Annotated in this window: 16 protein-coding genes; 10 read left to right on the top strand and 6 right to left on the bottom strand. The window is 62.5% G+C overall.

Annotated features, from left to right (window positions below; all coding sequences use genetic code 11):
- Window positions 1-80: 80 nt before the first annotated feature.
- Window positions 81-1,136 carry a Holliday junction branch migration DNA helicase RuvB gene (gene ruvB, locus AC1DEK_RS08995; protein WP_478124880.1) on the top strand — a complete coding sequence of 352 codons (1,056 nt, stop codon included), beginning with the start codon at window positions 81-83 and terminating at the stop codon, window positions 1,134-1,136.
- 13 nt (window positions 1,137-1,149) lie between these two features.
- Here ruvB and AC1DEK_RS08990 read toward each other — a convergent pair whose 3' ends face one another.
- A complete protein-coding gene (locus AC1DEK_RS08990) occupies window positions 1,150-2,886 on the bottom strand; it encodes a lysoplasmalogenase family protein (protein WP_478125276.1) in 1,737 nt (578 codons plus the stop codon).
- 114 nt (window positions 2,887-3,000) lie between these two features.
- A complete protein-coding gene (locus AC1DEK_RS08985; RefSeq protein WP_478124879.1) occupies window positions 3,001-3,384 on the bottom strand; it encodes an FHA domain-containing protein in 384 nt (127 codons plus the stop codon).
- A 375-nt stretch (window positions 3,385-3,759) separates the two neighbouring features.
- Here AC1DEK_RS08985 and AC1DEK_RS08980 point away from each other — a divergent pair, with 375 nt between their 5' ends.
- The 8 genes from AC1DEK_RS08980 to AC1DEK_RS08945 all read left to right on the top strand — a co-directional run bounded on the left by AC1DEK_RS08980 (window position 3,760) and on the right by AC1DEK_RS08945 (window position 11,631).
- Window positions 3,760-5,094 carry a tyrosine-type recombinase/integrase gene (locus AC1DEK_RS08980; RefSeq protein WP_478124878.1) on the top strand — a complete coding sequence of 445 codons (1,335 nt, stop codon included), beginning with the start codon at window positions 3,760-3,762 and terminating at the stop codon, window positions 5,092-5,094.
- Between the two features lie 96 nt (window positions 5,095-5,190).
- Complete coding sequence (locus AC1DEK_RS08975; RefSeq protein ID WP_478124877.1) at window positions 5,191-5,880, top strand: hypothetical protein; 690 nt, start codon at window positions 5,191-5,193, stop codon at window positions 5,878-5,880.
- 161 nt (window positions 5,881-6,041) lie between these two features.
- A complete protein-coding gene (locus AC1DEK_RS08970) occupies window positions 6,042-6,290 on the top strand; it encodes a hypothetical protein (RefSeq protein WP_478124876.1) in 249 nt (82 codons plus the stop codon).
- Window positions 6,287-6,985: a hypothetical protein gene (locus AC1DEK_RS08965; RefSeq protein ID WP_478124875.1), complete on the top strand. Its 699-nt coding sequence runs from the start codon at window positions 6,287-6,289 to the stop codon at window positions 6,983-6,985. Before AC1DEK_RS08970 ends, AC1DEK_RS08965 begins: the two co-directional genes overlap by 4 nt.
- On the top strand, window positions 6,985-8,472 hold the full coding sequence (locus AC1DEK_RS08960; protein WP_478124874.1) for a primase/helicase family protein: 1,488 nt from the start codon (window positions 6,985-6,987) through the stop codon (window positions 8,470-8,472). The genes AC1DEK_RS08965 and AC1DEK_RS08960 overlap by 1 nt, the downstream gene beginning before the upstream one ends.
- Complete coding sequence (locus AC1DEK_RS08955; RefSeq protein WP_478124873.1) at window positions 8,472-10,283, top strand: virulence-associated E family protein; 1,812 nt, start codon at window positions 8,472-8,474, stop codon at window positions 10,281-10,283. Before AC1DEK_RS08960 ends, AC1DEK_RS08955 begins: the two co-directional genes overlap by 1 nt.
- 380 nt (window positions 10,284-10,663) lie before the next feature.
- A complete protein-coding gene (locus tag AC1DEK_RS08950; RefSeq protein WP_478124872.1) occupies window positions 10,664-11,002 on the top strand; it encodes a hypothetical protein in 339 nt (112 codons plus the stop codon).
- Complete coding sequence (locus AC1DEK_RS08945) at window positions 10,999-11,631, top strand: NUDIX domain-containing protein (protein WP_478124871.1); 633 nt, start codon at window positions 10,999-11,001, stop codon at window positions 11,629-11,631. Before AC1DEK_RS08950 ends, AC1DEK_RS08945 begins: the two co-directional genes overlap by 4 nt.
- Window positions 11,632-11,717: 86 nt before the next feature.
- On the opposite strand, the gene AC1DEK_RS08940 is transcribed toward AC1DEK_RS08945, so the two are convergent.
- Window positions 11,718-12,158 carry a hypothetical protein gene (locus tag AC1DEK_RS08940; protein ID WP_478124870.1) on the bottom strand — a complete coding sequence of 147 codons (441 nt, stop codon included), beginning with the start codon at window positions 12,156-12,158 and terminating at the stop codon, window positions 11,718-11,720.
- 169 nt (window positions 12,159-12,327) lie between these two features.
- On the opposite strand from AC1DEK_RS08940, the gene AC1DEK_RS08935 reads away from it, so the two are divergent.
- Window positions 12,328-12,912: a recombinase family protein gene (locus AC1DEK_RS08935; protein ID WP_478124869.1), complete on the top strand. Its 585-nt coding sequence runs from the start codon at window positions 12,328-12,330 to the stop codon at window positions 12,910-12,912.
- 59 nt (window positions 12,913-12,971) lie between these two features.
- Here the strand turns inward: AC1DEK_RS08935 and AC1DEK_RS08930 are convergent, their stop codons facing one another.
- The 3 genes from AC1DEK_RS08930 to brxL form a co-directional block, all read right to left on the bottom strand.
- Complete coding sequence (locus AC1DEK_RS08930) at window positions 12,972-13,526, bottom strand: hypothetical protein (RefSeq protein ID WP_478124868.1); 555 nt, start codon at window positions 13,524-13,526, stop codon at window positions 12,972-12,974.
- 704 nt (window positions 13,527-14,230) lie between these two features.
- Window positions 14,231-15,244 (bottom strand): hypothetical protein, encoded by a 1,014-nt coding sequence (locus tag AC1DEK_RS08925; protein ID WP_478124867.1) that lies wholly within the window; start codon window positions 15,242-15,244, stop codon window positions 14,231-14,233.
- Between the two features lie 8 nt (window positions 15,245-15,252).
- Window positions 15,253-17,319 carry a protease Lon-related BREX system protein BrxL gene (gene brxL, locus AC1DEK_RS08920; protein ID WP_478124866.1) on the bottom strand — a complete coding sequence of 689 codons (2,067 nt, stop codon included), beginning with the start codon at window positions 17,317-17,319 and terminating at the stop codon, window positions 15,253-15,255.
- Between the last annotated feature and the right edge of the window lie 8 nt (window positions 17,320-17,327).

Raw genomic sequence — 17,327 nt, 5'->3', positions numbered from 1 at the left:
CATGACAGGCTCATCGCCCCTTTCCCGGTGGCGTATTCTGCCGCAGGGCCGACTAAACTGCGCCCTCAGCCTATCGCCCGATGACCATCCAGACCGACGACTTCGCCCCGGCCCCACAGCGCGTGGTGTCCGCCGCACCCGCCTCACCCAATGAAGAGGCGATCGAGCGGGCGCTGCGACCCAAGCTGCTCGACGAATACGTCGGGCAAGCCAAAGTCCGCGAACAGCTTGAAATCTTCATCGGGGCAGCGCGCCATCGCGCCGAAGCACTCGACCACGTGCTGCTGTTCGGCCCTCCAGGGCTGGGCAAGACAACGCTGTCGCACATCATCGCGGCCGAGCTTGGCGTCAACCTGCGCCAGACTTCCGGCCCGGTGCTTGAAAAGCCCAAGGACCTCGCCGCGCTGCTGACGAACCTCGAGCGCAACGACGTGCTGTTCATCGACGAGATCCATCGGCTCTCGCCTGTCGTTGAGGAGATCCTCTACCCGGCGCTGGAGGACTACCAGATCGACATCATGATCGGCGAGGGCCCGGCGGCGCGAAGCATCAAACTCGACCTGCAGCCCTTCACGCTCGTCGGTGCGACCACACGTGCGGGCATGCTGACCAACCCGCTGCGCGATCGCTTCGGCATCGTCGCACGGCTGGAGTTCTATACCGCCGACGAACTGGCGCTCATCGTGCGGCGAAGCGCGGGGCTCCTGGCGGTGCCGATGGACGATGCCGGCGGGCTCGAGATCGCCCGCCGATCGCGCGGCACGCCGCGCATTGCCAATCGGCTGCTGCGCCGCGTGCGTGACTACGCGCAGGTCAAGAGCGATGGCCGCATCACTTCAGACGTGGCGCACAAGGCGCTCGCCATGCTGGACGTCGATCCACAGGGCTTCGACCTGATGGACCGCAAGCTGCTCGAGGCAGTGATCCATCGCTTCGATGGCGGCCCGGTCGGGCTCGACAACATCGCCGCGAGCATCGGCGAGGAGTCCGGCACGATCGAGGACGTGATCGAGCCCTACCTGATCCAGCAAGGCTATCTGCAGCGCACGCCGCGCGGGCGCATTGCCACGTTGGCAGCCTATCGGCACCTGGGGGTCGCTCCGCCACAGCGCGACGGCGACATGTTCGGCAATTGAGCCGAGCGGCGGCTCAGCGCGTTGCTGCGGTGCGCATCGGGCGGACCTTGGCGGCAATCAACCACTGCGCCGCGTAGTAGCTGGCCAGCACCCACAGCGATGCGATGGGCAACGGATGCACGAAGCGGTTGGTCGCCAGCAGTGCGTCGCTCAGCATGAAGAGACAAGCCCCCAGCGCAACCTGCCGGGCGGGCGTATCGCCCAGCACGGCCGCACGCCCCAGAGCCTGGGCCGCCATGCAGGCGATCACCAGCACATACATTCCAACCGGTATGCGCAGGGCCGCCGGCAGCCCGCCCCACCACAGGAACGCGTACATGAGCCCGCCGACCGAAAGCGTCGCCCCGAGGGCGCCGCGCCGCGGAAACGTGCCCACGCCCACTGCAAAGAGCGCGATGTATGCAAGGTGTGCCAGCAAGAAGCAGACGAGCCCTGGCACGAACAACTGCGGCCACATCAGCAACACGTCGCCCGCCAAAGAGGCCACGAGCCCGGCCAGCAGCAGCAAGAAGCCGCGAGGAGCGGTCATTGCGCGCACACGCGTCCAGGCAAAGGCGACGAGGATCATCAACGCCAGCGGCTTGAAGACGACATGCAGGCTTGCAATCGACAGCGCGCCGCTTGCGGTGGCCAGCGCGGCGGCATCGACGAAGAGAACCTCCATCACGGTCAGGCGGCCTTGGAGCACCGCGCCGGTTGCCCAAAGGCCGGCAGTCAGCGCCGCGAGCCATACCACTGCCGAGCCAAACGAAAGCCCATCCGAATACCAAAGGAAAACGGTTGTGCCCGCCAGCAGCGCAACGAACTGCGCAGTGGCGAAAGCCTGCACGCCACGCGACGCCGGCGGCTCGTAGCGATGTACCCGGGTGATCTCGAAAGCAGGTTTGGGATCGAGCACCGCAAGGTCCGCCGGCCGCCAACCCGGTGGCTTGAGCCAGAGCCGCACCTTGTCGCTCCAGCGACCCGTGCGCCAGGTGTCGCGGGCCAGCGCCCAATACACCTCGGCATTGGCCCAGATCGGGTCCCAGCTTTGAAGCGGGCTGCGAGTGCCATAGACGCAGCGTTCGTCTTCCTCCTGAAAGGTCCCGAACAGGCGATCCCAGATGATCAGCACTCCACCGTAGTTGCGATCCACGTAGCGGTCATTCACCGCATGGTGCACCCGATGGTTCGATGGGGAGCAGAACCATCGATCGAACCACCCCAACTTCCCGACCTGCTCCGTGTGGACCCAGAACTGATAAAGCAGGTCAATCAGTGCGACCACGCCGAAAACCAGCGGCGGCACGCCGGCGACAGCCATCGGCAGATAGAAGATCCAACCCAGCAGCGCTCCGCTGGAAGTCTGGCGCAGGGCGGTCGACAGGTTGTAGTGCTGGCTTTGGTGATGCACCACGTGCGCCGCCCACAGCACTGCGCTTCGATGGCCGAAGCGATGCAGCCAGTAATAGCAGAAGTCGTAGAAGACCAGTGCCAGCAGCCACCCGTACCACTGCATCCAGAAGTCTTCCTTCGGAAATAGCGCGAAGGCGGACCAGCACGCCGTATAGATGCCGATGCGCAGCAGTCCGGTCAGCACGGCAGTGATCTGGCTCAGCATGCCTAGACCGATGCTGTTGATCGTGTCCGAAAGGCGGTAGGCGTCCGGGCCGGTGCCGCGGCTGGCGCGCCTTCTGGCGACGAAGAACTCGATCCCGATCAGCAGGAAGAAGATCGGGGTTGCAAGAACGATGATCTGGCCAGGACGCATGACGCCGATTGTCTGGCGCACCTCGCCGTCCATTGCGCGCGACCTGTCATGGTTTGCCCGGAGATCGATCGGCGCGAAAGGAGCGTGAGCTTGTTGGCGCGATCGATGCGCCGATCAAACCCGCGCCGGGGAGGTCTCGTGCGTCCGGTCGAATTCGGCGAGCAGTTCGGGCGTTGTCATGAGACGTAAAGCGTCTGTCGAGAAATGATGCTCGCTGGCGAGGAACCGCAGCTTGAAAGAGCCGATCGAGATTTCATCGCCGGCAGCCAAGGCGTGGGATGCCACACGAATGCCGTTGACGAACAGGCCGTTGCGGCTTCCGAGATCGTTGATCGTGACCACCGAGCCGGAAATCGTCACGATGGCGTGTCTGCGGCTGACGTGCATGGAATCGAGCACAACGTCGTTGGTTGATCCTCGGCCAATGGTGGTTTCGGTCGGGTGCAAGGCGACCTGTTTGGTCGCGGCGGAACCCTTCATCAGGATCAGATTTGGCATGCGTCCTCCGGCGCTCGATTTGTAACACGTAATTGTTACATTGAGTACGACGCGTGCCTGAGCGGAAACTGAACGAATCGGGCGTTGAACCGCGTGCAGACCTGAAAAAAGCCGGTAAGCGGACCCTGGAAGGGGCGCTTACCGGCTTGATCTCGGTTTGACTGGTGGCTCTTCACGGACTCGAACCGCGGACCTGTGGATTATGATTCCTCTTAAGCAAGCATTTACCCGCGTTGATTGGTGTTGCTAGAATGTATATAAATCAACAGTTTATGCATCATTTTTGATGCATGCATGTTGAGCATCGTACTTCTATATTCTAGAAAACTCCTTACATCGGCCCTTACATCGTGGCGATGTAAGACGGAGTGCACCATGGCAAAGATCGCATTTACCGCCGGCCGGGTGGCGGGATTCAAGTGCCCGGCGGCCAGAGGCCAGGCTTTTGCCTGGGATTCCGGCGCGCCCGGCCTGGGACTGCGGGCTACCCCGGCCGGGAAACCTGCCTATGTGTTTCAAGGCACCTACTCCGGCCGGGATGTCCGAATCACTATCGGGAGCCCAGATTCATGGAGCATTGAGCATGCGCGCGCGAAGGCGCGAGAGTTGCAACGGGTCATCGATGAGGGGCGCGATCCTCGCGAAATCAAACGAAATGCAGTGAAAGCGCAGGCCGCTAAAAAGGCAGCAGAGGTCGAGAAGGCGCTGGCCGACAAACTGGCTGCCGTGACCCTTGGCGAGGTGTGGCAGCTGTATCTGGAAGCCCGGCGCCCTTACTGGGGCGATCTGCACTACAAAGACCACATGAAGCTGGCGCGCGCTGGCGGTGTGCTCGCGAAGCGGGGCACCGACGGCAAAGGCGTGACCATTGCCATGCCGCTGCATCCACTCATGGCGCTGCCACTCCGCAACCTGGATGCGCCGACGATCGAAGCGTGGGCCGCCGAACAGGCGAAGACCCGCCCGACATCCGCCCGGCTGGCGTGGAGGCTGCTCAAGGTATTCCTAAACTGGTGTGCCGAGCAACCGGAATACGAGGCACTGCTGCCGCCAAAGAACGCCGCCGCGACCCGCAAAGCGCGCGAGGCGCTCGGCAAACCTCAAGCCAAATCCGATGCACTGTTGCGCGAGCAGTTGCCCGCTTGGTTCCACGCGGTGCGCCGCATTGACAATCCTGTCATTGCAGGAGCCTTGCAGGTCATGTTGTTGACCGGCGCAAGGCCAGGCGAAGTGCTGTCGATGCGCTGGGACGATGTGAACACGCAATGGAGGGGGCTGACCATCCGCGACAAAGTTGAGGGGGCGCGCACGATCCCGTTGACGCCGTATATCGAAAACCTATTGGCTGGGCTGCCACGGCGCAATGCCATGGTGTTTTCAAGTGCGACCGCCGAGGCTGGGGCGCTGACGGCGCCTAGAAAACACCACCTGAAGGCGTGCCAAGCGGCAGGCATCGAGGGTTTGACAATGCACGGCCTGCGCCGGTCTTTCAAGAGTCTGACCGAATGGCTAGAGATCCCGGCTGGTGTGGTGGCGCAGATTCAGGGGCACAAGCCCAGCGCGACCGTGGAGAAGCACTACACCGTGCGTCCGCTTGACCTGCTGCGCGTACATCACGAGCGCATCGAGGCGTGGATTCTGGAGCAGGCCGGCGTGGCGTTCGTGCCCGGGGCAAAGCCGGGGAAGTTGAGCCTCGCCGTATCTGCATAGCCTTTTGTCTCAGCTAGGCCGAAGAGCCAAAAAAGCGGGACACCTTCACCCGCCTGCTGGGGCACCCCGATGAAGGCTGCGCGTGAAGGGCGCACGATGAACACGCACGAAACGCTGAGCTTGGCCGAGGCCGCCGGTTTCCTAAACAAAAAAACGAATGGGCTATTCGCGGTCGACAACACCCGCAGGATCATCATGGCCGGAGCGCAGAATCAGATTCCGATTTACTGGCGCAATTCTCTTCAGCGATTCTCTGCATTGATTGGCCTAGATGGAAAGTCGTTGGCAGAGCGGGCCCGCTGGTTGATGCGCGTTTCGCCGCGAGACCTCTCCAGTCTCGAAGACGCCGATGAGGTTTTGGTCACCATGTTTGTACCCAGCGAAGGCGACCGCTTAGTGCTGCGCGAGGCGGGCTCTGACGATGGGTTCTTGGCAATCATTGACGAGCCGGGCTCGGCGATGGTCTCGTGCGCCAAGCTGCTTGTTTGCACGCAGGACGTTCTTGCTTTAGCGCGGGAGTTCGGCGACCACCCGGCAGATTCGGCGGCAAAGGCGAAGCCCGCCCAGGTTGCCCTGATCGGCGGGGCCGATTCGGTCGCGTCGCCGGCCGGCAAGCGCTGGACTGATGACTTCAAAGCAGAGGTCAGAGCGTACCGCGATGAGCACGGCCTGAAAAAGACCGCCCAACATTTCGGGGTGTCGCAAGCCACGATTTCGAAGCACATACCCACCGGAAAAAAAAAGCCGAAGCCGCTCGGGAGGTGGGACGCGTTGGTAACGAAGTAAACCGCAAGGGGTTGCGGGTAGGGTTGCGGATGCAGCCCTAAACCCGCGTGAAATAACGTTTTGCAGCCTCAAGTGGGGTTGCGGTTTGACCGCAACGGGGGGTGCGCCATAACAGTCTGGAACCATCGCAACTACGCCGCAAGGCTGAAGGATGGTTTGATATGCAGACCGCAACGCATCACAGCGCGGAGACCCGCCGCGCCACAACCGAGCCAGCGTTCCCGCCGCTGGAGTCTGTGACTCGCCCCGCAGTGGATACCGCCGCCGCTGCCTACTACCTCAACCGACGCCCGCAGACTTTGCGCGGCTGGGCCTGCTTGGAGAATGGCCCACTGCGCCCGGTGCGCGTGCATGGCCGTTTGGGCTGGCCAGTGTCCGAACTGCGCCGCGTGCTCGGGGTCGCCCAATGAAGAAGGCCCCCGCACCGACCAAAACGCAAGGGGCCGCCGGACTGGAAGCCGGGCACCAGAATTTTGCAGGTCACGACGCTGGGCCGCAAGCGGAAATCCCAGCCGCGGACGACCTCGCTGGCGCGGTAATGCGGGCCGTGGGGCACGTTAACTGTCGCGCCGCCCGCCGCGCTACCCTGCGACTGCCGAATGACCTCAGCAGTCAGCGATTAACGCGCGTGGGGCGTGAACTGCGCTGGATGTTTGGACGGGGTTTCATCGTCAACTACCGTGCCGCGCGCGCAGCTACACACCTCATCGACGCGCTGGATCAGCACGCAGGAGAGCCGGCCGAAATCGACGCGCCATCCTTCGAAAAATATGCCAGCGAATGTCTGAACGATCTGGTCGAAAGCATCGCGGGCGGTTTTGGTGACTTCGATGTGCATTTCCAAACGGATGGCACTTTGGCGTTCGTGGGCGAGGCCGATGCTGCGTCGTTGGCAATGCTCCGCCTCGACCAGCGCCGGACTTCCAGGCGCAAGCGAGCCGATCAACCTCGAGTCTTCTTCGCCATCCCTTCCACCGGCGAGTTGCTTTACGTCTGGTCGTTGAACCACGCGTTCGATGTACTGAAGCGGACTAAGGCCGCGAGCCTCGACATGCATGCGGGGGGGGCGCTTCAGCAGCGCGCCTTGCGCCGGGAGGGGGTGTGATGAACGCGCTCTACAACCTCGAGAAACTCACGAAATCGCCCAAAACCCAAGTGCTGGTGTGTGATTCGGTTGCCGCTGTCGAAGCTGCGCAGAAACGGCTCGGCGAGGGTGTCGTCGCGACTACCTGGCCCGGCGGCAAAGACGACGTCGAGGATGCCGACTGGTCTCCCCTGTCGATGCGCGACGTCGGTCTTCTGACGCGTCCAACTCTGACAGGGCAACTTGTCATGGTCCTTTGCCCCATAGTGGCATCCATCAAGATAATCAGCCGCCCGGCCGACGCTGACGATGACTGGAACCTCGCCAGCGCGCCGGACGGCTTCAGCTTGAGGGCTAACGCCAAGTTGGCTTATTCCGTGCCGAAGCCGGCCGTACAGGATGGCGCGCCGGCCGAGGCCACAAAGACGCCGACCGAGAAGTTCCAAGCGCCTGTAGCCCCGCCTGATGTGTCTATTTGGCAACCTGCGGCGCCGGTCGCTGCGCCTTCGCGCCACACGAGCGACGTCGATTTCCCCAGCCTCATGGAGCCCGTTGTGCGGCGTCTGCTGGGCGAGCCAAATGCTCAACTGAGTAAGGCGGCAGAGTTGCGCTTCGGCAGCCACGGCAGCCTTTCCGTCGATCTGGAAAAGGGCGTGTGGCATGACCACGAGACCGGCGCGGGCGGCGGCGTGCTGGATCTGATCGTGCACAAAGGCGAGGCGCTGGACCGCGAAGGGGCTGCGCGCTGGCTCAAGCAGGAGGGCTTCGTCGCGCAGGCGGTTGCGCCAACGCCGGCAAGCAATCCCGAGGGCGCCGCCCGCAAGCTGGCGCAGATTCGCGCCGATTTCCGCAGTGGCGATGAAGCTCAACCCGGCCACGACTACATCATCCGCAAGGAAGGCAAGCCTGATGGTCTGCGCGTTGTGTCGTGGCCGCTGCGCGGGTGGTCCAAATTCAAGGATCACAGCCTCGAAGGCTGGCTCATGGTGCCGGCGTTCCATGACGTGGGCAACGCCGGCGACGTGATGTCCATTCAGTTCATCGGGCCGAACAATGGTCAAAAGCTGAATGCACCGGTGCCGATCAAAGGCTACACGTTCACGGTGGGCGAGCTGAAGCAAGGCGAGAAGGCCTTCATAGTTGAAGGCATTGGGCACGCCTGGAGCATGAACACCGTGACCGGCGGCGCGGCCGTGGTGTCGTTCAGCGCGAGCAACATCGAAGTCGTCGCCGCTGCCGTCCAGGCCGCAGGCGCCATCCCGGTGATCGTGCCCGATCGTGGCAAAGAGGCCGATGCCGCCCGCATTGCGGCGCGTCTGGGCTGCGGGTATGCGCCGCTGCCGGCCGACTTGGCGGATGGTGCTGACGTGAACGACTTGCATCTGGTTCGCGGAGACGATGCGGTGCGCGCGGCGGTCGCTGCGGCCTTGGTGCCGACCGAGCCCTATTCAAGCGTTGGCGCAGCCGCGAGCAGGTATTTGTCTTATCGTTGCCAAGGTGGACGCTGATGACTACGTCAACTCAAAAGCTGACGTACGAAGAATCGGGGCCGACCGCGGATGCGGCGTCGACAGAACCGAGCATTGTTCACGCCGTCGAGCAGGACCAGGTCGGTGCACGGAATTCGGTTTGCGCAACCGCTGTCGCATCGACCTCGTTCGCCTACGTTGCTTCGAAAGAAAACGCGATGCAACCCGATGACGAATTCATCGACGAGATGCGCAGGCTTGACGCATCAGAAGTCAGGCGTCATGTGTCGGCTCGACTACCGGCCCCCGCTGGTGCCGCAAAGTCGAAGGATGTTCAGACCAATTTGGGCTCGCTGTCGCAGGTCGGGATCATCCCGCTAGGGAGGTATGGCCATGACCGGTTTGCGTTCTGGCGAATCGACCATGAATCAATCGAGATTCTTGGGGCCAATGAACTCGGAAAGCACCAAGGATTGCAACGTCTTGCCGACGCGAACGCATGGGAAGACTGGTGTGGAGGCAAAGAACTTTTCAAACTGCCGATGGCCAGCAACGCGCTCATCGGCGCATGCATGTCGATCGGGGATGTTGACCTCGGCCTCGTGCCCGCTTCGCATTGCATGCCGGCGGCAGTTGTGTTGGCCTGGGTCAAGGCTTGTGTTCGCTTGCCCGGCGGCGCGACGCCCGGCAAGCTCGCCGAAATGCTGCTGTCGATGCCGGAATGGCAACTGGCGCTCCACTTCGACGAGCTTACGCAGTCGGCCTCGTGCGACATTCCGCTGCCGTGTGGAGGCCCAGCCGGCCACCTCACTGATGAACACGATGGGTTGCTCTGCGCGTATCTAGAAAAATTCCACGTTCTGGTAAGCCCAAACCGACTCCAAGAACTCATCTTGCTGATGGCTATGCGCAATCGACGCCACCCTGTTCAGGAATACTTGAAAAGCCAGAGCTGGGACGGAACGCCGCGTCTCGATGATGTATTGATCCGGCTCGCCGGCGCCGACGACACGCCTTTTGCGCGCCTTGTGTTCGCGAAGACCTTGATCGGTGCTTGTGCACGCGCCTTCCGGCCGGGCTGCAAGGTGGACACCGCGCTTGTGCTCGAAGGGGAACAAGGTGCGACGAAGAGCGCCTTTCTACGCGCACTCATGCCAAAGGCCGAGTGGTTTGCTGAAGGTCTAGGCGCTCAGATCGGCCAAAAGGATGCGGTCGAGGGCCTGATCGGGAAAATGATGATCGAGCTTCCGGAATTGTCTGCGTTGAAGAGCTCGGCGATCGATACGGTCAAGGAATTCATGACCAAGCAGACGGACCGGATTCGCCTGCCATATGCGCGCCGCTCGCGAGATTTTCCTCGCGCCTGCATTTTCGTAGGGACCGTCAACCCCGACGCTGATGGCACTTACTTGCGTGACGACACGGGCAACCGAAGGTTCTGGCCGATTTCGGTGAAGAAGTGCGATATCGAGGGGTTGACTGCGGAGCTCGGCCAGCTGTGGGCGGAGGCATACGTACGTTATCTGGAAGGCGAGCCGCACTGGCTCGACGAAGCTGGCGAGCAACTCGCGAAGGCGGAACAGGCTGCACGGCTACAGCCGAATCCGTGGCGCAATACGGTGCTCGACTACATCGACAACCACAAGCACCGGAAGAGCTTCACGGTGGGGGAGGTGTTCGATTCCGCCCAGGGCAGGAAGCCGACGGCGCGCGACGTGATAGATCAAAAAAAGATCGCAGCAGTGTTCAAGTCCCTGGGTTGGATTCAAAAGGATCGAGAAGACGGTCGGCGCGCATGGCATGCGCCGACGCTGGCGGTCCCCGAAGAAGGCGAGGGCAAACCACTCTGAAGCGGTCGAGAGCGGAGAAGTGGTCGGCCGGAGTCCGCATGGATACTGGCCTTGACCACTTAGCCACTTAAACCGTTTGATTTTCTGAACTTGTTTTCCTCTACAAGAGCGGCTAGAAAAGTACAGCAGGCTCCACCCTCAAATGCATAAGGGCACGAGCGAAAGAACTCTTTGAAAAAACAGGTGGTTCAAGTGGTCAAGTGGTTCGGGCTGCCGTTGATATTGACGGCCCCACTGTGTTCCGCCGACCGCGCGATGGCTCACGGGAGAGGTGGGGACGGCAATCCTCTTAAAAAAAAACGTGCGCGCGACCCGGCGACACCTTGGCGTCGAACGACGGTACATTCGCGACCCCGCTGCGGTGGCGGTCAGGAGGCGGTATGTGGTTGGTGACGGAGTTCGGGTTCTTCAGCGTCGTGCAGAAGCCCGGCGATGCTGAAGAAGGCATGTTGACGGTACGCGCTCGGGTGCGCGGCGATCTTGAGGCGCTCGGCCGGCGGTACCTGCCGACCATGGGGCCGATCAAGGCCTCGAAGGCGACCGACTACCGGTTCCGGGCGCGGGCGCCGCGCGCAGCGGTCGCATCGGCTATGGCGCTTGCGATCGAGGGCATCAAGTACGAGAACATGAAGGCTCGGGTGCGGGAAACGCAGGGCCCGGCGCGCGAGGCCGTGCTGCACGACGTCTGGCACGCGCTCTACGCGCTGCAGCGGCCATGACCCTCTGGCACCCGCGCCCCGACGACGCCGGCAAGCCGGTGCCGATCCACAAGCCGCACGCGCCGTCGCAGCTGGCCGCCTGGGGCGATCCGCTGGCGGTCGCGTTCGCGGTCCCTGGCGGGCCTTTGCCGGCCGTGCTGAACGGCATCGCCCTGGCGCACTGGGCGGATGCGCCGGCGGCCGACGAGGGCTGGGAGCGCCGGGCCGCCGCGTCCCCGATCGCCGAGCCGGCGTTCGACTGCCCGGCCGGGTTCAAGCCGGCGGCCGGCGCCCTGGTGCTGGAGCCCGATGGCCGCGCGTGGTGCGTGGCCCCGACCGGCGGCTTCGGCGGCCACGAGTTCACGCTTCCGAAGGGTCGCATCGATGGCCGCAGCCTCGCAGCGACGGCGCTGGTCGAGGTGTTCGAGGAAAGCGGCCTGCGCGTTCGCCTGGTCGCGTTCCTGTGCGATGTGACGCGCAAGGAAACCTTCACCCGCTTCTTCCTGGCCGAGCGCGTCGGCGGTTCGCCGGATGACTGCGGCTGGGAGAGTCAATCGGTCGCGCTGGCGCCGTTGCCGGCGCTGCGCACCATGCTGACGCACCCTGGCGATCAGGCGGTGCTCGATGCCTTCCAAGCGGTGTCCGGCTGATCCCTGATCCGATGAGCGCCACACCCGGTCGCAAGTCGAGGGCGAGGCGCCGGCCGTCGAAGAAGTCGCGGCTGGTACTTGCCAACTCAGAGCACGCCCTCGTTGGAGACGAAGGCGCGAATCCGGTTCGACACGGCAAGCGGGTCGGTTCGCTCCGCAGGACTGTAAAAATCCGGCGAGAAAAGTTTCTGCGACTGGATGCCGTCGATGCCGAAAAACATCTCTACGGCAGCATAGCCAGCGATCTTGACAGCACGGGGGTTTGGGTGTCTGTAGATGGGAGCAACATCCCAGATCAAGCCCTCGTCATTGAATTCCCGCATTGAACAGGCCCAGCCTACAGCGCAGCCCGTCGTGCCGCAGTCGCTCACAAGGCGCTCGTTCGAAATTTCTTCTCCTAGATAGTCGTCATGGGGGTCGGGCTCAGGTGCGCTGGCGTTTCTGCGCCACCCGCGAAGGTCGAAACGATCCTGAGGGACGCGCATCTCTAGCGCATTTGCCAACATCAGCAGGCGTGTCTTGTTCATGGGCTCACTCTACTGCACCCATGGAAGGCGAATGCGAGGTCCGGACCACAAGTTGTACCTTGTGAACCATCCTGAAACGCCCGGGAACGACTGGACATCCAAGGCTCACAAGATACACAATTTACTTGTGAGCTAAGCTCATTTCTCCAACCTAACTTTTGATCTAATCATGACTGCCATCGCCTACCTTCGCGTTTCCACCGCCGGTCAGTCCCTCGAATCGCAGCGCGCGGCGTTGGGCGGCCCCTTCGCCAAAGAGTTTACCGACCATGGCGTCAGCGGCGCTGTGCCGGCGGCGCAGCGGCCCGGCTTTGGCGAACTGATGGCCTACGTGCGCGAAGGCGACGTCTTGCACGTCTACGCCGTCGATCGTCTCGGCCGCGATGCGCTCGATATCCAGACTACGGTGCGGGCACTGATGAAGAAGGGCGTCGCCATCGAGGTCCATGGCCTCGGCCGCATCGCCAAGGGCGTTGGCGAGCTGATCCTAGCCGTACTGGCCCAGGTGGCCGATATGGAGCGCCAGCGCATTCTCGAAAAGACCGCGGCCGGCCGCCAAGCCGCCCGAGAATCGCTGGCCGCCACCGGCCTCACGCACAAGGGCAAGGCAAGCCTCGGCCGACCTACCCGTGCCGATGCCGCAGCGGTAGCCGCATGGCGCGACACGACCGGCGCCAGCATCGCCCAGACCGCCGAGCAATGGGGCTTGTCTGCTGCGACGGTGAAGCGCTACACGCGCTCCGCAGCGGCGTAATCCTTCGGGATCAGTAGGATTTCGCCCACCGTGCGGAAGTCAAGTTTGGGCCGGGAGCGCTAGTCAAGTATCGTGGCGAGAAATGAACGTCTGCGCTCCAGTTCCGTCTCAAGCAGCCGAAGATTTTTATCCAATCGCTCAATGAGGACCTTAAAGACCTTCTGGTACTCCGCGACGTCCGGATCCTCTTTATCCAGGGTCCCCAGGACCTGTCGAACAGCTTCGGCGTCTCGCATCAGTGAGAACGTTTCCCAAAAGTGGTTGCGCGCCTTCGAACGAAGATGCAAGGCCAGTTTGACCCCCTCACTCTCGAAGAGTTTGAGGTTGTAAACCTCGAAGTTGTATTCCGGAATTCCCGAAAACGTTAAGCCTCCGACCCCTTTAAACTCGACGAGCGACCGTGCGAAAAACTGTCCCACTGGCACGCCTGCGAGTCGATTGACCTGCGTCCAGTTGCGACGGATCTCGGAGGTGATCAGGGAGATCAAGCGATCTCGCTCGATCATGCGCTTGACCAGTTCCCCTGTGCTTGATGTGATCACGCCGAAGAGAAAGCCCAAGACCGAGGCAAAGGCCGCGAGCACAAGTTTGTTTTGGGAAAGATCATCAAGCATGGACTTCCTCTTAGATCGGCGGGGGACGCTTCCCGCTTCTGCCGCGATTCTGCTGCACCGGCGTTGCGCCTCCACAGGACTCATGTGGGGGCTTGACCACCTTCCTTTTTTTGGGACGGTGCACCTCGGGCCGCATACTGCACGCGGCTTCGGTCCCGCTAAGAGTCTGCTCCCTGGTTTGCCGTTGGACCGGACCGCCCAAACAGTATGGCCCTCGGAGCTGGATTCCTATCGGGGTTGGCGAGGGAGCATAGCTAGCTATCAACACGACAGTTGCACAGCAAGGCGGTGTCGGGTCGAGCGTCCTTCGACTTTCGTACGGCATGTCGTACGAATAGTCGTTATCTCTAGCCTCAAAGCCGAGGACGCCGGTGAGACCTATGAGCACAATGTTGTGCCCCACTTGGGGAAACCCAGCTTCGTCCAGGCGCATTGGAATCTCTTGACGCGATCCATTGGTGAGGTGCGGCCTTAGCGGGTTCACCGCGCCCGCAACGAAGCACTCAATCAGAGGTGCGGCGCCGAAGACGCGTGTTGCGAACCCTGAAATCATGCCTGTTGGCCTCGATGAACGGCTGATTGGCTCAAATTCTGCACCCAGACGCTGAACAGCCGGCTTTGGCCGATCTGAGCTATTGGCCTCAAGCGTATTCACGCCGACGTGCAGCTTCATGCCCTTAAATTAGAAGCACGGCGACGGAGGGCTACTGAAAATCCCGCACCAGCTGCAAAGTCTCGGCGGATGGCGTTCCGTAGCTCACCAGTCGTACGTCGAGGCCAAAGGTCAATGCCGTTTGAAGCGCTCGCCGGATGGCGGCGTTAATCCAATTTTCGTCATTGCCGAAGGCGCCGCCGCCGAGCCGTGTGAGCAGGACCACGTTCGATGCTCCGCGTTGCGCATTCAGCACCGCCGCCCACAGGGTGGCTTCGTATGCCGCGTCGAGCACAAGCGAAGCAAACGCCGCCCAATGGCTTCGCGGAACCGAGCTGTAGGCGACCGGCAGCGCCGAGCAAAATGCCTGCGATACGACCGGTCGACGCAACCCTGGGGCATCCGTGACTTCCACATCGCGGTGCACCCCAATGCGAAGTTTGCCTCTCAGGGCATCGACCCCGTCGGGCCCGATCGATCCGAGGTGGTCGGTAATAAGGTCAAGGCCGACGCTTGTGCACAACGCGTACCCGTTTCGCATTGCCCACAACGCTTCGACAGGCTGGCCGACAGCGCCGCCCAGCGCCGCGCCGAGATCTGCCAGTCCGTCGAGTTGCCGCCCGCTCGTTTGGCCAACTTCGCCGGCAACCGGGGCAAAGTAGTTGCGGTAGATCGTCGCAGCCCCTGCGGCCATGGCGCAGGCCGGACCTTGGGTGCGATCGTGCTGATAGCGCGTGACGCCGCGTTCCGGGGTCACGTCCGGCGAGACCATCTCCAGTAGGTTGAACTGCGAGGCAACTTGAAAAATTGCACCCGCGTATTCCGGCGCCTGGTGCATGCTGCGCACGTCGCCGGTGACGACCCTCACCTGCAGACGCCCTGGCATGCCGCCGCCCGTGCGCACTCGCTCGCGCAAGGTTTCGAGGTCAACCAGTTCGAGTTCGCCCGTGTCATAGGTCTGCCCGTTGATCCTGGAGCGGAGTTGGCGGCCATCGACTACCAGCCTATCCCGGGTTTCGTCGTACGTTCCCTCTGGAAATCCGGTGAGGCGTTCAAACCAGTCCATAGGATTTGCTACTCCACGCCTAGCGCTTTGAAAACAGCATCGACCGGGTCCGAATAGAAGCTGGTTTGGAACTTCGCGAAAAGCTCCCCCGGCACCGACGGGATGTCGGTGACGCTCGACATCGGCAGCAAGATCCGCTTGGCACCCGCATCGAAGGCGACCTGCAGGCTCTCTGCCAAGTTGCGCGCCTGAGTGATCGTGCCGCCCAGCGACATGTCACCCATCACCACCATCTGGCTTTGCACCGGCTTGCCCAACGCGGCCGAGCACAGCACGATGAAACTGGCCAGGGTCAACGCATCGGGTGCTCCGGCGCTCTGCAGTTCGACCAGATGAAGATGGAAGTCACGCTCAGTCGGATGGATCGACGCGCTAACTCGGCCGGCGTTGGCCTTGAAGAAGTCGAAGGCCACGCGAACGGGCTCGCGCGAGATCGGTCCTGAAACCGACAGCTTGCCGCCGCCGGCCATTGCCTGAATCTCCATGCGGTACACGCCTGGCATGCCGCCTTCGCCCATTGTGATGGTGTGCAAGACGCCAGGGCTGAGCCGGCCCTCGGGGATCAGCCCGCCACCGCCCTGCTCGGGCACCGAGATGAAGCGCTCCTGCATGTCCTCCAGGTCGATATAGGAGAAGTGCACGTCGTAGAACTCCATGCCGCCGATCTTTTTGAGCTGCTCCTTCACGCGCCGGCGGACTTCCAGTGCGTACTCCAGGCACTTGCGCACCGTGTCCTTGGTGTAGGCCCCGTCCGGACAGATCAGCTTCAACAGGCCCGACACGGTGCGCCGCACGGCGATGGTGTCGCGTTGGTTGAGGTTGTTGCCCAGCTTGAAGTGTTTATCGATCGCGTCGGCAAAGCTGCGCTTGCGCATCTCGCGCGCCCATTCCGCGAGATAGTCCACGATCAGGCCGTACTGGTCGGTGAAGAACTCGGGCCGCATCTTCGGGATCTCCCAACCCGGCACGTAGGCATGGAAGCGGTCGAAGAAGGCCGAGTCGATCATCACGTCTGGGAACGGTGCGAACAGGTGGCTGGTCTTCACCAGCGACTCGACCGATTGCCCCTGCGGCAGGTTGCCCACAAAGACCATCGCCGCACTGGCATTGATGGACTCCCGCCCACGGCTGAACGAGCCCGAAGCCATGTAGTCCTTCATGATCTGGACGCCGTCCTGATCCTTGAAGTTGATGCCGGCCACCTCGTCGAACGCCACAACGTCCCACAAACCGACGAGACCCACCTTGCGGGCGCTCATGTTGTAGAACAGGTTGGCCACCGTGGTCTGGCCGCCGGACACCAGGATGGAGTTTGGGCTGATCTCCTTGTAGATGTGGCTCTTGCCCGTGCCGCGCGGGCCCAGTTCGCAAAGGTTGTAGTTGTTCTCCACCAGCGGGATCATCCGCGCCAGCAGATGCCACTTCACGCGCTCCTTGAAGCAGGTGGGCTCCATGCCCGTCGAGCGCAACAGCGCGTCGATCCATTGCTCCTCGGTGAACCCCTTGCGACCAGCGAACAGTTCCTCCATGTCCAAGTTCGGCATCTGGATGGGCTTGAGGTCCGACACCACGAACGGTGACGTGCGCTGGTTCTCCTCAAAGCGGTACTGCAGGGTCACGATGCACCAGATGCCACCGACCAGCAGCTTCTCGAACTGCCGCACGTACGAATCGGGCACCTCGGCATTCTTGATACCCAGGTTGGACAGCAGCGCCTCGTAAGCATCGCGGTTCTCGTTCAGCTTCACGGTGACCTTGTCGATCACCTTGAACGAGCCGCGCTCGCGGATCTTGCTCTTGACCTTCTCGGCCTCGTCCGGCCGCACATAGTTCTCGGCCAGGATGTTCTTGACCGTCGCCAGGCCGGCGCGAATGGTCTCGGCGTCGTCAGACGCGCAGTACATGCCCAGCAGGTACTCCAGCACGTAGACCGGAACGTTCGCGCCTTCCTTGATGAGCTTGGTCAGGTCCTTGCGCACCACGCGGCCCGCGAAGCGCTCGTTCAGCAGCTTGTCCAGCCCCGCGTCGATGGTGGCGGCAGATGTCAAACCAGCCGGTGCATTCTCGTCAGCCATGGCGGCCC

The organism is Variovorax sp. 10N420, from assembly GCF_056394705.1.
The sequence above is the reverse complement of the archived record's forward strand: the minus strand, read 5'-3'. Positions and strand labels throughout refer to the sequence as shown.